Raw genomic sequence first — 13986 nt, 5'->3', positions numbered from 1 at the left:
CTCCGCCGCCCCCGACTCCCTCTGACCTCCCACGCCACCGAGGAGCGATTCGTCGTGACCATCACCCAGCCCGATCTGAGCGTCTTCGAGACCCTTGAGTCCGAGGTGCGCAGCTACTGCCGCGGCTGGCCCACCGTGTTCGACCGCGCGCACGGCAGCCGCATGTACGACGAGGACGGCCACGAGTACCTCGACTTCTTCGCCGGAGCCGGATCACTCAACTACGGCCACAACAACCCCGTACTGAAACGGGCACTGATCGACTACCTGGAGCGGGACGGCATCACGCACGGGCTCGACATGTCGACCACCGCCAAACGCGTGTTCCTGGAGTCCTTCCAGAACTGGATCCTGCGCCCGCGCGACCTGCCGTACAAGGTCATGTTCCCGGGCCCGACCGGCACCAACGCCGTGGAGTCGGCGCTGAAGCTGGCCCGGAAGGTGAAGGGCCGCGAGGCGATCGTCTCGTTCACCAACGCCTTCCACGGCATGTCGCTGGGCTCGCTCGCCGTGACCGGCAACGCCTTCAAGCGCGCCGGTGCGGGCATTCCGCTGGTGCACGGCACACCGATGCCGTTCGACAACTACTTCGACGGCCAGATCCCCGACTTCCTGTGGTTCGAGCGGCTCCTGGAGGACCAGGGGTCCGGTCTCAACAAGCCCGCCGCCGTGATCGTCGAGACGGTGCAGGGCGAGGGCGGCATCAACGTCGCCCGGCCCGAGTGGCTGCGCGCCCTGGCCGAGCTGTGCGAGCGCCAGGACATGCTGCTGATCGTCGACGACATCCAGATGGGCTGCGGCCGTACCGGTGCCTTCTTCTCCTTCGAGGAGGCCGGCATCACGCCCGACATCGTCACGGTGTCCAAGTCGATCAGCGGTTACGGACTGCCGATGTCGCTGTGCCTGTTCAAGCCCGAGCTGGACGTCTGGGAGCCGGGCGAGCACAACGGCACCTTCCGCGGCAACAACCCGGCCTTCGTCACGGCGACCGCCACCCTGGAGGCCTACTGGGCCGACGGGTCGGCGATGGAGAAGCAGACCCGTGCCCGCGGCGAGCAGGTCGAGCAGGCGATGGCCGCCATCGCCGAGGAGAACCCCGCCGACGTGAAGGAGTACCGCGGTCGCGGGCTCGTGTGGGGCATGGAGTTCCACGACAAGGCACGGGCCGGGCGCATCGCCGCGCGCGCCTTCGAACTCGGGCTGCTGATCGAGACGTCCGGCCCGGAGAGTGAGGTCGTCAAGCTGCTTCCGGCCCTGACCATCACTCCGGAGGAGCTGGACGAGGGGCTGACCACGTTGGCCCGCGCCGTCCGCGAGACCGCCTGACCCCGTCCGGAATGATCCGGCCGATCCGGGCCACCCGAACCAAAGTGACCACCCGATCCGTCTGCTGAACCGTCCGGGTCCCGGGCATCGGCCCGGGACCCGGACGGCCCGCAGGCAGTACCAGCACCACCACCACCGAGGAGGCATCGCAACACCGTGATTGTCCGTTCCTTCAAGGAGATCGAAGGTACCGACCGGCACGTGAAGTCCGCGTCCGGTACCTGGGAGAGCAAGCGCATCGTCCTCGCCAAGGAGAACGTGGGCTTCTCCCTGCACGAGACCATCCTGTACACCGGTACGGAGACGTCGATGTGGTACGCGAACCACATCGAGGCCGTCGTCTGTGTGGAAGGTGAGGCAGAACTCACCGACCACGACTCCGGGCTGACGCACACGATCACGCCCGGGACGATGTACCTCCTCGACGGGCACGAGAAGCACACGCTGCGGGTGAAGAAGGACTTCCGCTGCCTCTGCGTCTTCAACCCGCCCGTCACCGGACGGGAGGACCACGACGAGAACGGCGTATACCCGCTGCTCACCGAGGAGGTGTGAGGTTCCATGACCACCGCGACCACCAGCACCCAGACGCACGTGCCCGACCTCTATCCCACCCGAGGCAACGCCGAGGTGCTCACCCCCCGGCAGGACCCGGTCGTCTGGGGCGCTCCCGACGCCCCCGGCCCGATCGCTCCGGCCGGCCTCGGATCGTTCGAGCGTGACGGCTTCCTCACCGTCGATCAGCTGATCACCGACGACGAGGTCACCGTCTACCGGGACGAACTGAACCGGCTGGTCTCCGACCCGGCGATCCGGGCCGACGACCGGTCGATCGTCGAACCGCAGTCCAAGGAGATCCGGTCGGTCTTCGAGGTCCACCGGCTCAGCGAGGTGTTCGCGCGGCTCGTGCGCGACGAACGCGTCGTCGGCCGGGCCCGGCAGATCCTCGGCTCCGATGTCTACGTCCACCAGTCGCGGATCAACGTCAAGCCGGGCTTCGGGGCCAGTGGCTTCTACTGGCACTCGGACTTCGAGACCTGGCACGCCGAGGACGGTCTGCCGCGGATGCGGACGGTGTCCGTGTCGATCGCGCTCACCGAGAACTTCGACACCAACGGCGGTCTCATGATCATGCCAGGGTCGCACAAGACGTTCCTCGGGTGTGCGGGGGCCACGCCGAAGGACAACTACAAGAAGTCGCTGCAGATGCAGGACGCGGGCACGCCCTCCGACGAGGGGCTGACCTCGCTGGCGTCCGAGCACGGCATCAAGCTGTTCACCGGCAAGGCCGGCTCGGCGACCTGGTTCGACTGCAACTGCATGCACGGTTCCGGGGACAACATCACGCCGTTTCCGCGCAGCAACGTGTTCATCGTGTTCAACAGCGTCGACAACACGGCCGTGGAGCCGTTCGCGGCGCCGGTCCGGCGGCCCGACTACATCGGGGCCCGGGACTTCACTCCGGTGAGGTGAGCACATCGGCGTGAACGCGCCGGCGAGACCATGACCGCGGGCCGGGCCTCCTCGTGTGGGACGGGAGGCACCGGCCCGCTGCCGTGTCCGTGGACGCGGACGGCTCAGCCGGGCAGCGCCTCCAGCAGCCGGTCCACGTCCGCCGGGGTGTTGTAGAGGTGGAAGGACGCCCGCAGATGGCCGGCCCGGTTGGACAGGGCCAGACCCGCCCTGCTCAACTCCGGCTGGAGACGGCCCAGTCCCGGCACGGACACGATGGCCGAACCGGGTGAGGGCACGGGCTCGTGGCCCCGCGCGACGAGCCCCGCACGGAAGCGGTCGGCGAGGGCGACGTCGTGGGCGTGGACGGCGTCCACCCCGATCTCCTCGACGAGTTCGAGGGAGGCACGCAGTCCCGCGTAGGTGAAGAGGGCGGGGCTCGTGTCGAACCGGCGGGCGGAGTGGGCGAGTTCCGCGACGGGCCCGTAGGCACTGTCCCAGGGCTTCTCCGCCGCGGCCCAGGCCGCCTGTACGGGGACCAGGTCGCCGAAGTCCTCCGGTACGGTCAGGAAGGCTCCGCCGTGCGGGCCCAGCAGCCACTTGTAGACGATGGCGACGGAGTAGTCGAAGGCACCGGCGTCGACCGGCAGCCAGCCGACCGCCTGGGAGAAGTCGACGTAGGTGCGCGCCCCGTGCTCCCGGGCCGCCTCGCGCAGCGCGGGCAGATCGGCGATCCTGCCGTCAGCGGACTGCACAGCGCTGGTGGCGACGAGGGCGGTCTCCGGGCCGACGGAACCGGCGATCCGCTCCAGCGGCACGGCCCGCACCTTGAGGTCGCCGCGGGCGTGGAACGGGTTGAGCACCGACGCGAAGTCGTTCTCGACGGTGGTCACCTCGGCACCCGGCGGCAGTGAGGCCGCGATCAGCCCGGTGTACAGGGCGACCGTGGCCCCGGCCGCCACCCGCTCGACAGGGACACCGGCCAGCCGGGCGTACGCGGCCCGGCTCGCCTCGACGTCGTCGTACAGCGGATCCAGCGGGCCGCCCGCGGCCCTCAGCCGCACTGCGTCCTCGAGAGCGGTCACGGTGCGGGCGGGCAGGAGAGCGTTGGCGGCGGTGTTCAGGAAGGTGTTGTTCGGGGTGAACTCGGCACGGACGAGCTGCTCGAAGGTCTCCATGGAACCACTCTGCGGTGCCATGCTCCCCCCGTCCATCGGCTTGTTCTGCGCGAAACCGCCAAGGAACCCTTATAGACACGCCCTGACCTGCGAGGACGAACGAAGACAGGGGAGCGGTGGGCGCGGGTCGACGGTGCGGGCGCGGCCGGTTCAGGTCCGCGGCACCGCGCAGCCGTCGGGACCGCAGGCCTCCGCGTCGCCCTCGACGGTCTTCAGCGGTGCCCGCTCGCTCCAGGCCTGGGACAGCGCCCGGGCGAACACCTCGGCGGGCTGGGCTCCGGAGACGCCGTACGTGCGGTCGAGGACGAAGAAGGGCACGCCCCGCGCGCCGAGTTCCGTGGCCTCCCGCTGGTCCTCGCGCACCTCGGCGGCGTACGCCTTCGGGTCGGCGAGGACCGCGCGGGCGGCATCGGTGTCGAGGCCGGCGGCGGTGGCGAGTTCGAGGAGACGGTCGTCGTCGCCGAACACGGACCGCTCCTCGGCGAAGTTCGCCGTGTAGAGCAGGTCGAGAAGCTCCGCCTGACGGCCCTTCTCGCGGGCGAAGTGGAGCAGGCGGTGCATGTCGAAGGTGCCGCCGTGGTCACGGCCCCGGGTCCGGTACGGCAGCCCTTCAGCGGCGGCCTGGGCACCCAGGTTGTCCTCGCCGGCCTCGGCCTGCGCCTGGCTCATGCCGTACTTCCCGGTGAGCATCGAGAGCACGGGCTGGATGTCGCCCTTGGCCCGGCCCGGGTCCAGCTCGAAGGAGCGGTGCACCACCTCGACGTCGTCGCGGTGCGGGAAGGCACCGAGCGCCTTCTCGAAGCGGGCCTTCCCCACATAGCACCAGGGGCAGGCGATGTCCGACCAGATCTCGACACGCATGGTTTCGGCACTCTCCTACGTCGTACGGGCGCGGGGACTCCCTCCGCTGACTGCGTGAACATTCAACCACTGCGGTTCATTCCCCGGGGTGGTTCCCGGGCACGGCGCAGCGCAGGTACAGGTGGTGGTCGTCGGGGGCGGCCGGATGCGCCGGGCCGGGGGTCCAGCCCAGGCGGTCGTAGAAGCTCTGGGCCCGGCGGTTGTCGATGTGCACGTCGAGTACGGCGGTGTGCAGGCCGCTCGCCCGCCACTCCTGGGCGCAGGCGGCGTGCAGGGCCGTGCCGGTCCCGGTGCGCCAGTGGCCGGGGTCCACGTGGAACTGGAACAGCTTGACCGTGCCGGCGGGAGCGTTCGGCGGGGTACGGAAGGAGGCGAGGCCGGCCAGGTGCCCGTCCCGTACCGCGCACAGCACCCGCCCGTCGGAGCGCGCGATCGCCTCCCGCCAGACGGCCGGCCAGTCGGTGCCGTCGTCGGGGACGCCGTCCGGGTAGTACGTGGAGCGGGCCCGCAGGTGCAGCGCGGCGACGTCCACGGCCTCGGCCGCCAGGGCGGTCCTGATCACCAGGAAGTCCGCGGTCCGGTGAGGTGTGGTCATGCGGCTCAGGACGCGCGCGGGCGGGTGACGGTTCCCCGCCCGCCCGCCGCGGGTGCCCGGCCGTCAGCTGCCGTCGCGCAGGTCCTGCGGCCAGGCCGGACGGAACTCGATGTGGTCGTAGGTGACCACGCAGCCCTCACCCATCGGGGACTGGGTCATGAAGCCGACCAGGGCGGCTCCCGTCTCCTTCTCCGCGTCGAGGGTGAAGAGGCGGACGAAGGTCCAGCGCTTGCCGTCGCGGGAGGCGTGGAAGGCGAAGGCACGGCCGGTGCGGCTGACCCGCAGCCAGGCGGAACTTCCTTCCACCGTGAAGGAGTTGGCGTCGTCGGAGTGGCCGCGGGTGACGACCGCGCAGATGGTGGGCACGTCCGGGGAGTACTCCAGGCACAGTTTGGCCCAGTTGCGCTCACCGGTGTGGACGTAGAGGACCCCGGCGTCGAACGCGGCGGCGAAGCCGACGGTGACGCGGGCGATCAGCTGGAAGTCGCCCTCGGGGGCGCCCAGCAGCCGGGGCGCGTCGGCGGCGGGGTCCAGGGCCTCCCCGGTGGGCGGTACGAAGCGGTCCTGGCGTGGTCCGGCCCAGCCGGTGAGGACGCCGTCCTCGTGGGACCAGTGCCCGTCGGGACCGTAGGTGCGCAGGGAGAACGGCAGTTGGGGAAGCTTTACGTCCATGGGGGGAGTCTCGCAGGTTCACCGCGCGCCGGGGTCTGTCCGTCGGATCAGGCCGGAGGCAACCGGCCGCGTCTTTCCGGCCGGGGTGGGAGCGGGGTCCGGCGCGTGCGGCTGCGAGGCGGAGGAGAGGGTCGCCTCGACGGGGGTCCCCTGCTCGAAGAGGCCGGGGAGGTGCGGGCCGGACTCCGCGTCCACGGCATGATCCGCCGGACAGACCACGAGGGGCCCGCCCGGCGCGATCCGCCGGACGGGCCCCTGAGCTGCCTGCCGTGCGCGTCAGCGCTCCAGGCGGCCGTTGAACCGGCGCGGCAGCCCCCGCGGGTTGTCGTCACGCAGTTCCGGCGGCAGGAGTGCCTCGGGGCTGTTCTGGTAGGCGACGGGACGCAGCCAGCGCTCGATGGCGGTGCCGCCGACCGAGGTGGAGGTGGAGGTCGTCGCCGGGTAGGGGCCACCGTGGTGCTGGGCCGGGGCGACCGCGACACCGGTCGGCCAGGCGTTGACGAGCACCCGGCCGGCGAGCGGGGTCAGCTCGCCGAGGATCTCCGCGCCCCGCCCTCGGCCCGCGCCCTCCTCCTCGGAGAGGTGGACGGTGGCGGTGAGGTTGCCGGGGAGACGGGAGAGGACGGAGCGGACCTCGGCGTCGTCCTCGTAGCGGACCAGGACGGTGACCGGGCCGAAGCACTCCTCCAGGAGCAGGTCGTGCTCGCCCTCCGTGGCGAGCCTGCTCGCCGGGACGGTGAGGAAGCCGGCGCTGACGGTGTGCTCGCCGCCCGCGCCCGGCGTCACCGGGGACTCCACGTCGGCCAGCTGGGCCCGCTCGGCGACCCCGGCGACGAAGTTGTCGCGCATGCGGTGGTCGAGCAGGACACCGGCGTCGGTGTCGCTGACGGCGTCGGTCAGGGACTTGACCAGGCGGTCGCCGGCCGCGCCCGCCGGGGCGAGGACCAGTCCCGGCTTCACGCAGAACTGGCCGACGCCGAGCGTCATCGACCCGGCGAGCCCGGCGCCGATCGCCTCGGCGCGCTCGGCGGCAGCGGCCTCCGTGACGAGGACCGGGTTCAGGGAGCCCAGCTCGCCGTGGAACGGAATGGGGGCCGGGCGGGCAGCCGCCGCGTCGAAGAGGGCCCGGCCGCCGCGTACCGAGCCGGTGAAGCCGGCCGCCGAGACCAGCGGGTGCCGGACCAGCTCGACGCCGGCCTCGAAGCCGTGCACCAGGCCGAGCACGCCCTCGGGGATGCCGTGCAGGACTGCCGCCCGGCGCAGCACCTTGGCGACCAGCTCGGACAGACCGGGGTGGTCGGGGTGGGCCTTGACGACCACGGGGCAGCCGGCCGCGAGGGCGCTCGCGGTGTCGCCGCCGGGGACGGAGAAGGCGAAGGGGAAGTTGGAGGCCGAGTAGACGCCGACGACGCCCAGCGGGACCTTGTAGCGGCGCAGGTCCGGGACGGGCGGGGTCGCGGTGTCGTCGGGGTGGTTGATGACGACGTCGAGGAAGGCGCCCTCGTCGACGATGTCGGCGAAGGCCCGCAGCTGGTAGCAGGTGCGGGCGAGTTCGCCGGTGAGGCGGACCGGGCCGAGAGCCGTCTCGGCGTCGGCGACCTCGACGAGCGTGTCCTTGGCCGCCTCGAGTTCGCCGGCGGCCGAGCGCAGGAAGGCCGAGCGGACGGTGCGGTCGGCCAGTGCGCCCCGCGCCTCGTGCGCGGCCCGGACGGTGGCGTCCACCTCCTGCGCCGTGGCCTCCACCGCAACCTGTTCCCGCTGCTTCCCGGTTCGGGGGTCGACACTCCAGACTGGTGCTGCTGCCACCGCGAGTCCTTCCGCTTGACTGCCGCTTGCAATGCCGCAGTATGTACGTCGTCCACCAGGAGTGTTCGATATACTGAACGCTATCTCTGATGATGAATGGGCTGTTGGAGACTATAACTTCAGCTTCTCGTCGAACGAAGGGTCAAGGGCATGTCGGCTGGCGAGACGGGCGGCGGCGCGCAGGTCAAATCCGCGGTGCGGACCGTTGAACTGCTCGAGTACTTCGCCGGGCGCCCCGGCATGCATTCCCTGGCGGTGGTCCAGGAAGCCGTCGGTTATCCCAAGTCGAGTCTCTACATGCTGTTGCGCACCCTTGTCGACCTCGGCTGGGTGGAGACGGACTCGACGGGCACGCGGTACGGCATCGGCGTGCGGGCGCTTCTCGTGGGCACGTCGTACATCGACGGGGACGAGGTCGTGGCGGCGGCCCGGCCCACGCTGGACCGGCTGTCGGACGACACCACGGAGACGATCCACCTCGCCCGGCTCGACGGCACCAACGTGGTGTACCTGGCCACCCGGCAGTCGCAGCACTATCTGCGCCCGTTCACCCGGGTCGGCCGCCGGCTGCCCGCACACTCGACGTCGCTCGGCAAGGCGCTGCTGAGCACGTACGCGGACGAGCAGGTGCGCAAGATGCTCCCTCAGACACTGCCCGCCCTCACCGAGCACACGATCACCGACCGGGAGAAGCTCATCGAGGAGCTGCACCAGGTACGGGAGCAGGGCATTGCGGTGGACCGCGAGGAGAACACACTGGGACTGCGCTGCTTCGGTGCGGCGATCCCGTACCGTACCCCCGCGCGGGACGCGATCAGCTGTTCGGTCCCGGTCGCCCGGCTCACGCCCGCGCACGAGCAGCTGGTCAGGGACGCGTTGTTCGACGCGCGCGACCGGCTGGCGCTGGCCACCCGGAGGCTCTGACCGTGGCCGGCCCGCAGGTCGCGCTGCGCGCGGTGCACGACAGTGATCTGCCGGTCTTCCTCCGGCAGTCGAACGACCCGAAGGCGCTGTGGATGGCGGCCTTCACCGCCGAGGACCCGGCCGACCGGGAGGCCCTTCGAGGCCCACTGGGCGCGTATCCGCACCGCGCCGGACGTCGTCGTGCGCACGGTGCTGTACGACGGTGACGTGGTGGGCCGCGCAGCGGACTCTGCTGCTCAATTCGAGGGATGGTCACGCACCGCGTCCGAGAGGGGCCGGCCGGGGCGCCGGACCGCCTCCCCCGCGAGGCCCGTTCCCTGCGCCCCGTCGACAGGCCGGCGTCACTCTCCACAATGGAGCAACAGAGTCGACCTGGACTCTGCTGCTCCATTCGGCGAGCGATCACGTGCCGTGCTTTCAGGGCTCGGCCGCGCCCGGCCTGCCTGCATCTGCGACGCGCTCTGAAGGCCGTATCGGCACGGCGTCATCACGCCGGGTAATTGCGCAGCAGAGTCGCAGCGGTGTACAAAACGGCGGGCGGGCGCGGGGTGACGTACGGGGTCGACCGCGCGTACTGGGGCAGGGGCATCGCCACCGCCGCCCTGCGCGCTCTGCTGGCCGAGGTGACCGGGCGTCCGCTGCACGCACGCGTGGCCGCCGGCAACGCGGGGTCGCTGCGGGTCCTGGGGAAGCGCGGTTTCCGGGGCGTCGCACGGGAGACGGGGTATGCGCCGGCCCGGGGCGCCGGGACCGGCGAACTCGTCCTCGCCGTCATGCCGGCCGGCTGAACGGCTTTCCCCGGCGCCCGGTCGTTTCGTGCGACGAATTCGTCAAGGCGCTGAACCTTTCCGGCCGAGCAGCCGTCTGTACCGGTGACGGGCCGCCCCCTTCCCCCCCCCGGGGGCGGCCCGTCGCCTTCTGCGGAAACCGGTCCTGCCCGGCGTCCTATCCCACGCCCAGGATCTGCTCGACCGGGTCGATCGCGAAGTACACCAGGAACAGTGCCGAGGTCCCCCACAGCAGCCAGTGGATCTCCTTCGCCCTGCCCAGCACCGACTGGATCAGCACGTAGGCGACGAAGCCGGCTCCGATGCCGTTGGTGATCGAGTAGGTGAACGGCATGACGGCGATGGTGAGGAAGGCCGGGACGGCGATGTCGTACCGGTCCCACGGGATGTGTCTGACCTGGGTCATCATCAGGAAGCCGACGGCGACCAGGGCGGGGGCCGCCGCCTGGAGCGGGACGATGGTCAGCACCGGGGCGAGGAACAGCGCCAGGGCGAACAGCCCGCCGGTGACCAGGTTGGCGAACCCGGTGCGGGCGCCCTCGCCGACACCCGCGGCCGACTCGACGTAGGAGGTCGCCGAGGAGGCGGAGGCGGCGCCGCCGGCGACGGCCGCGGCACCGTCGATGAGCAGCACCCGGCCGAGGTGGGGCACCTTCCCCTGCTCGTCCAGCAGCCCGGCCTCGGTGCTGATGCCGACGACCGTGCCCATGGTGTCGAAGAAGTCGGACAGCACCAGGGTGAACACCAGCAGGACGATGGTGATGACGCCGGCCTGCCCGAAGGCGCCGAACAGGCTGAAGTCGCCGATGAGGCCGAAGTCGGGGGCGGAGACCACCGAGTCGGGCCACTCGGGCGTGGTCAGTCCCCAGGTGCGGACGTCGGCGAGGGCGTTGATGACGAGGGCCACCAGGGTCATGACCACGATGCTGATCAGGATGGCGCCGCGCACCTTGCGGGCCAGCAGCGCGACGGTCAGGAGCACGCCCGCGCAGAAGACGAGCACCGGCCAGCCCGCGAGGGTGCCGGTGCCGCCGAGTTGAACGGGCACGGTGGTGTTCGCGGCGTCCGGGACACGGGTGACGAACCCGGCGTCGACGAAGCCGATGAAGGCCACGAACAGGCCGATGCCGACGCCGATCGCCTGCTTCAGCGCCTGGGGGACGGCGTGCATGACGGCCTCACGCAGGCCCGTCACCACCAGCACGCAGATGAGCAGACCCTCCAGGACGATCAGGCCCATCGCGTCGTCCCAGCTCATCAGCGGGGCGACCTGGAAGGCGACGACGGCGTTGAGCCCGAGCCCGGCGGCGAGCGCGAGAGGAAGGTTTCCGCCGACGCCCATGACGATCGTCATGACGGCGGCCACCAGGGCGGTGGCGGTGGTGAGCTGGACGGGGTCGAGCTGTTCACCGAACTTGTCCTTCGCGCTGCCGAGGATCAGCGGGTTGAGGACGAGGATGTAGGCCATGGTGAAGAACGTGGCGAAGCCGCCGCGTATCTCCCGGCCGACGGTGGAGCCGCGCGCCGATATCCTGAAGAACCGGTCGGCGGTGTTCCCCGCGGGGGGCCGGGAGTCCGGCTTGTCGGCCATCTGTTGCGAGTTGGACATGGCGAACGCTCCTGAATGCCTGAGTGGTTGCCGGCCCTCACTGGTGACGGCCGGTGCCTGAGTGATCCGTGTGCGGATGCTGGCTGGATTGTGCCCGTGCCGAACCGCGTTCGGGTGTGCTTCGTGTTACAGCTTCGGGCGACGACCGGCTGTTCGACGTCCGGCCTTCCGGACGAACCCCTCGATGATCACTGCTACGCTCCGGATCTCGCGCCCGGTCCACTCCGGATGTCCGCATGTCATCTCCATGACACACGCCGTCACCTTCCGGGGCTCACGGGCCCCCGAAACCGCAGCGGGGGAGGTCGCCCGTGGGCACACTCGTCGACGACGCCGCCTCCGTGGAGTTCCACGCCTTCTTCGAACGTCACTACGCCGAACTGTCCCGGCTGGCCGTCCTGCTGACGGGCGAGGCGGACACCGCCGACGACCTGGCGGCGGACGCCCTGCTGGCGTTGTGGCACCGCTGGGACCGGGTGCGCGCCGCCGACCACCCGGTGGCGTACGCGCGGGGCGTGGTCGCCAATCTGGCCCGCACCCGTATACGCAGCGCGGTGCGCGAGCGGCGCCGGGTCGCCCTGTTCTGGTCGCAGCGCGAGGAGCGGGCCGAGAACCCGGATGTCGCGGGGGTGGTGGATGTGCGGGAGGCGTTGCGCCGGCTGCCGTTCCGCAAGCGTGCGTGTGTGGTGCTGCGGCACGCCTTCGACCTGTCGGAGAAGGACACCGCGCTCGCCCTGGGCGTCTCGGTGGGTACGGTGAAGAGCCAGACCTCGAAGGGGATGGCCGAACTGCAGCGGCTGCTGGGCACGGCGGAGGTGCCACGGCGGGTGCATGCCGCGGCGGGGCGCCCGGGGAAGCCCACCGGCGAGGACACGGGAAGGGACCGATGACGATGCGGCGGGACGTGCACGACGAGCTGCGCGCCCGGCTGCACGAGGCGGCCGGGGAGCACGAGCCCGACCGGGAACGCGTCCTGGCCCGGGTCGAACGCGTCATGGCCCGCCCGGCCCGGCCCGGCCGCCGGGCCACGCGTCCGCCGGTGCTCGGATGGGTCCGGGTGGCGGGCACGACGGCTTCGGTGGCCGGAGTGCTCGCGGTGGGCGGCTTCGCGGTCGCTTCCGTGGTGACGGACGAGGAACCTCCTTCGCAGCGGCAGATGGCGGTCTCGCCGACACCGGAGCCCGCACCGTCACCGGACGCGACGAGCCGGGCGCCCCTGCCTCCGGCGGAGCCGTCGACGGACACCTCGAAGGAGACCGGCGGACCGGGTTCGCCGCCGGCCCGAACGCCGGGGGCGGGGACGCCCACGACGAAGGCGCCGGGGGCCGTCCGGCAGCCCGAGGACGTCGAGGACGGGCCGTTGTGGTCGGACGGCTCGGTGGACCGGCACAGCAACGAGTTCTGGGCCCAGAGCAACATCACCCTGAAGATCGCCGAGCGGCTGACCGCGCTCACCGTGGAACTGCGGATCGCACAGACCGGCGGGGTCTCCTCCACGGGTGCCTGGCGTTCCCTGCCCGAGAAGGACTTCAGCCTGACGACCGACGAACGGGACGGCTTCGTCGTCTACACCTGGACCCTCAGGAAGGACCGTACGGTCGCGCCGGGCGAGTGGGTCTTCGCGGGGCAGTACGACCACGCACGCGGCGGCCGGGACGCCAAGGCGGACACGTACACCGCGACGGCTGCCGCCGGCTCCGAACAGCTTCTGGTGGGCGGCGGCTTCGCGGCCCGGGACGACTGACGTGCGGTGAAGGTCCCGTCGTCCGCCCGCGGGGCGACGACGGCCGAGGAGAAGCCGGGAAAAATGTCCTCGCTCGCGGCAACCCTTCCCCGCCTTGCGGCAACCAAGAGGCGAAACGATTCTCTTCACGCAAGGAACAAGCATGACTGCACGAGCCGAACAGCCCGTCTCCCACCGCCGCCGGACCGGCAGGAGGCGGGCGGTGATCGCCGGAGTCTCCGCGCTCGGCGTCACCGGTGCGGCGATCTTCACCTCGGCGATGCTGTCCACCGCGAGCGCCGCCTCCTCGTGGCCCTCGGACACCGGCAGCGAGCCGGCGTCGAAGACCATCCCGGTCTCCGGGGTGCTCGACGGCGGCATGAAGAAGTACTACGGCACCGGCGACCTGGGCGGCGACAGCCAGGACGAGGGCCAGGACCCGGTCTTCGAGCTGGCCGACGGTGCCACGCTCAAGAACGTCATCATCGGCACCCCGGCCGCCGACGGCGTGCACTGCAAGGGCAGTTGCACACTGCAGAACGTGTGGTGGCTGGACGTCGGTGAGGACGCCGCCAGCTTCAAGGGCAAGTCGTCCTCGGCGCAGTACAAGGTGCTCGGCGGCGGCGCGAGGAAGGCCGACGACAAGGTGCTGCAGTTCAACGGCGCCGGGACGCTGACGGTGAGCGGCTTCCAGGTCGAGGACTTCGGCAAGCTGGTGCGCTCCTGCGGCAACTGCAAGACGCAGTACAAGCGCACGATCGTGCTGAAGGACATCGACCTGACGGCCCCCGGCAAGTCGGTCGTCGGCATCAACACCAACTACGGGGACACCGCCACGCTGTCGCAGATCCGCATCCACGGGGACAGCGAGAAGAAGATGAAGACCTGCACCCGCTACCAGGGCAACCACACGGGCAAGGAGCCGAAGGACCTCGGCTCCGGCGCCGACGGGAAGTACTGCAAGTTCTCGGACTCGGACATCACCTACAAGTGACCCTGCCGAGCACATGACCGGGCCCCGGCGGGTGGACTCCCGCCGGGGCGTCCCGCAT

The 13986-nt window shown here is 71.0% G+C and carries 13 protein-coding genes and 2 pseudogenes; 9 read left to right on the top strand and 6 right to left on the bottom strand.

Annotated features, from left to right (window positions below; translation table 11 throughout):
- Positions 1 to 54: 54 nt before the first annotated feature.
- From ectB to thpD, 3 genes are all read left to right on the top strand, one after another.
- On the top strand, positions 55 to 1326 hold the full coding sequence (gene ectB, locus HUV60_RS26535) for a diaminobutyrate--2-oxoglutarate transaminase (protein ID WP_257849716.1): 1272 nt from the start codon (positions 55 to 57) through the stop codon (positions 1324 to 1326).
- 156 nt (positions 1327 to 1482) lie between these two features.
- Complete coding sequence (locus HUV60_RS26530; RefSeq protein WP_257849715.1) at positions 1483 to 1881, top strand: ectoine synthase; 399 nt, start codon at positions 1483 to 1485, stop codon at positions 1879 to 1881.
- Positions 1882 to 1887: 6 nt separating this feature from the next.
- Positions 1888 to 2799: an ectoine hydroxylase gene (gene thpD / locus HUV60_RS26525; protein WP_257849714.1), complete on the top strand. Its 912-nt coding sequence runs from the start codon at positions 1888 to 1890 to the stop codon at positions 2797 to 2799.
- Between the two features lie 104 nt (positions 2800 to 2903).
- Here thpD and HUV60_RS26520 read toward each other — a convergent pair whose 3' ends face one another.
- The 5 genes from HUV60_RS26520 to HUV60_RS26500 form a co-directional block, all read right to left on the bottom strand.
- The gene (locus HUV60_RS26520) at positions 2904 to 3956 is read right to left on the bottom strand and encodes an aminotransferase class V-fold PLP-dependent enzyme (protein ID WP_257850268.1); all 1053 of its coding nucleotides are present in this window, start codon (positions 3954 to 3956) and stop codon (positions 2904 to 2906) included.
- Positions 3957 to 4106: 150 nt separating this feature from the next.
- Positions 4107 to 4817: a DsbA family oxidoreductase gene (locus HUV60_RS26515; RefSeq protein WP_257849713.1), complete on the bottom strand. Its 711-nt coding sequence runs from the start codon at positions 4815 to 4817 to the stop codon at positions 4107 to 4109.
- Positions 4818 to 4893: 76 nt separating this feature from the next.
- Complete coding sequence (locus HUV60_RS26510) at positions 4894 to 5412, bottom strand: GNAT family N-acetyltransferase (protein WP_257849712.1); 519 nt, start codon at positions 5410 to 5412, stop codon at positions 4894 to 4896.
- A 63-nt stretch (positions 5413 to 5475) separates the two neighbouring features.
- On the bottom strand, positions 5476 to 6084 hold the full coding sequence (locus HUV60_RS26505; protein ID WP_257849711.1) for a DUF1349 domain-containing protein: 609 nt from the start codon (positions 6082 to 6084) through the stop codon (positions 5476 to 5478).
- 276 nt (positions 6085 to 6360) lie between these two features.
- Positions 6361 to 7890 carry an aldehyde dehydrogenase (NADP(+)) gene (locus tag HUV60_RS26500; RefSeq protein ID WP_257849710.1) on the bottom strand — a complete coding sequence of 510 codons (1530 nt, stop codon included), beginning with the start codon at positions 7888 to 7890 and terminating at the stop codon, positions 6361 to 6363.
- 150 nt (positions 7891 to 8040) lie between these two features.
- On the opposite strand from HUV60_RS26500, the gene HUV60_RS26495 reads away from it, so the two are divergent.
- The 3 genes and pseudogenes from HUV60_RS26495 to HUV60_RS26485 form a co-directional block, all read left to right on the top strand.
- Positions 8041 to 8814: an IclR family transcriptional regulator gene (locus tag HUV60_RS26495; protein WP_257849709.1), complete on the top strand. Its 774-nt coding sequence runs from the start codon at positions 8041 to 8043 to the stop codon at positions 8812 to 8814.
- A 2-nt stretch (positions 8815 to 8816) separates the two neighbouring features.
- A pseudogene (locus tag HUV60_RS26490) lies at positions 8817 to 9036 on the top strand (GNAT family N-acetyltransferase); the annotation flags it as partial.
- 293 nt (positions 9037 to 9329) lie between these two features.
- Positions 9330 to 9602, top strand: a pseudogene (locus HUV60_RS26485) (GNAT family N-acetyltransferase); the annotation flags it as partial.
- Positions 9603 to 9759: 157 nt separating this feature from the next.
- On the opposite strand, the gene HUV60_RS26480 reads toward HUV60_RS26485, so the two are convergent.
- On the bottom strand, positions 9760 to 11211 hold the full coding sequence (locus HUV60_RS26480) for an NCS2 family permease (RefSeq protein WP_257849708.1): 1452 nt from the start codon (positions 11209 to 11211) through the stop codon (positions 9760 to 9762).
- Positions 11212 to 11522: 311 nt separating this feature from the next.
- Here HUV60_RS26480 and HUV60_RS26475 point away from each other — a divergent pair, with 311 nt between their 5' ends.
- The 3 genes from HUV60_RS26475 to HUV60_RS26465 all read left to right on the top strand — a co-directional run bounded on the left by HUV60_RS26475 (position 11523) and on the right by HUV60_RS26465 (position 13928).
- A complete protein-coding gene (locus HUV60_RS26475) occupies positions 11523 to 12101 on the top strand; it encodes a SigE family RNA polymerase sigma factor (protein WP_257849707.1) in 579 nt (192 codons plus the stop codon).
- Positions 12098 to 12955: a hypothetical protein gene (locus HUV60_RS26470; protein ID WP_257849706.1), complete on the top strand. Its 858-nt coding sequence runs from the start codon at positions 12098 to 12100 to the stop codon at positions 12953 to 12955. Before HUV60_RS26475 ends, HUV60_RS26470 begins: the two co-directional genes overlap by 4 nt.
- Positions 12956 to 13097: 142 nt before the next feature.
- Positions 13098 to 13928 carry a pectate lyase gene (locus HUV60_RS26465; protein WP_257849705.1) on the top strand — a complete coding sequence of 277 codons (831 nt, stop codon included), beginning with the start codon at positions 13098 to 13100 and terminating at the stop codon, positions 13926 to 13928.
- Positions 13929 to 13986: the final 58 nt, after the last annotated feature.

The sequence above is a fragment of the Streptomyces sp. KMM 9044 genome (genome assembly GCF_024701375.2).
Lineage (GTDB): Bacteria > Actinomycetota > Actinomycetes > Streptomycetales > Streptomycetaceae > Streptomyces.
Note: the sequence above shows the minus strand (reverse complement) of the source record. Positions and strands in the feature narration are given on the sequence as shown.

What these genes read in the sequence shown, in the direction of transcription:
- HUV60_RS26505 (WP_257849711.1), bottom strand. Translation starts at nt 6,084, where the DNA reads ATGGACGTAAAGCTTCCCCAACTGCCGTTCTCCCTGCGCACCTACGGT.
- HUV60_RS26495 (WP_257849709.1), top strand. Translation starts at nt 8,041, where the DNA reads ATGTCGGCTGGCGAGACGGGCGGCGGCGCGCAGGTCAAATCCGCGGTG.
- thpD (WP_257849714.1), top strand. Translation starts at nt 1,888, where the DNA reads ATGACCACCGCGACCACCAGCACCCAGACGCACGTGCCCGACCTCTAT.
- HUV60_RS26515 (WP_257849713.1), bottom strand. Translation starts at nt 4,817, where the DNA reads ATGCGTGTCGAGATCTGGTCGGACATCGCCTGCCCCTGGTGCTATGTG.
- HUV60_RS26465 (WP_257849705.1), top strand. Translation starts at nt 13,098, where the DNA reads ATGACTGCACGAGCCGAACAGCCCGTCTCCCACCGCCGCCGGACCGGC.
- HUV60_RS26520 (WP_257850268.1), bottom strand. Translation starts at nt 3,956, where the DNA reads ATGGAGACCTTCGAGCAGCTCGTCCGTGCCGAGTTCACCCCGAACAAC.
- HUV60_RS26480 (WP_257849708.1), bottom strand. Translation starts at nt 11,211, where the DNA reads ATGTCCAACTCGCAACAGATGGCCGACAAGCCGGACTCCCGGCCCCCC.
- HUV60_RS26510 (WP_257849712.1), bottom strand. Translation starts at nt 5,412, where the DNA reads ATGACCACACCTCACCGGACCGCGGACTTCCTGGTGATCAGGACCGCC.
- HUV60_RS26470 (WP_257849706.1), top strand. Translation starts at nt 12,098, where the DNA reads ATGACGATGCGGCGGGACGTGCACGACGAGCTGCGCGCCCGGCTGCAC.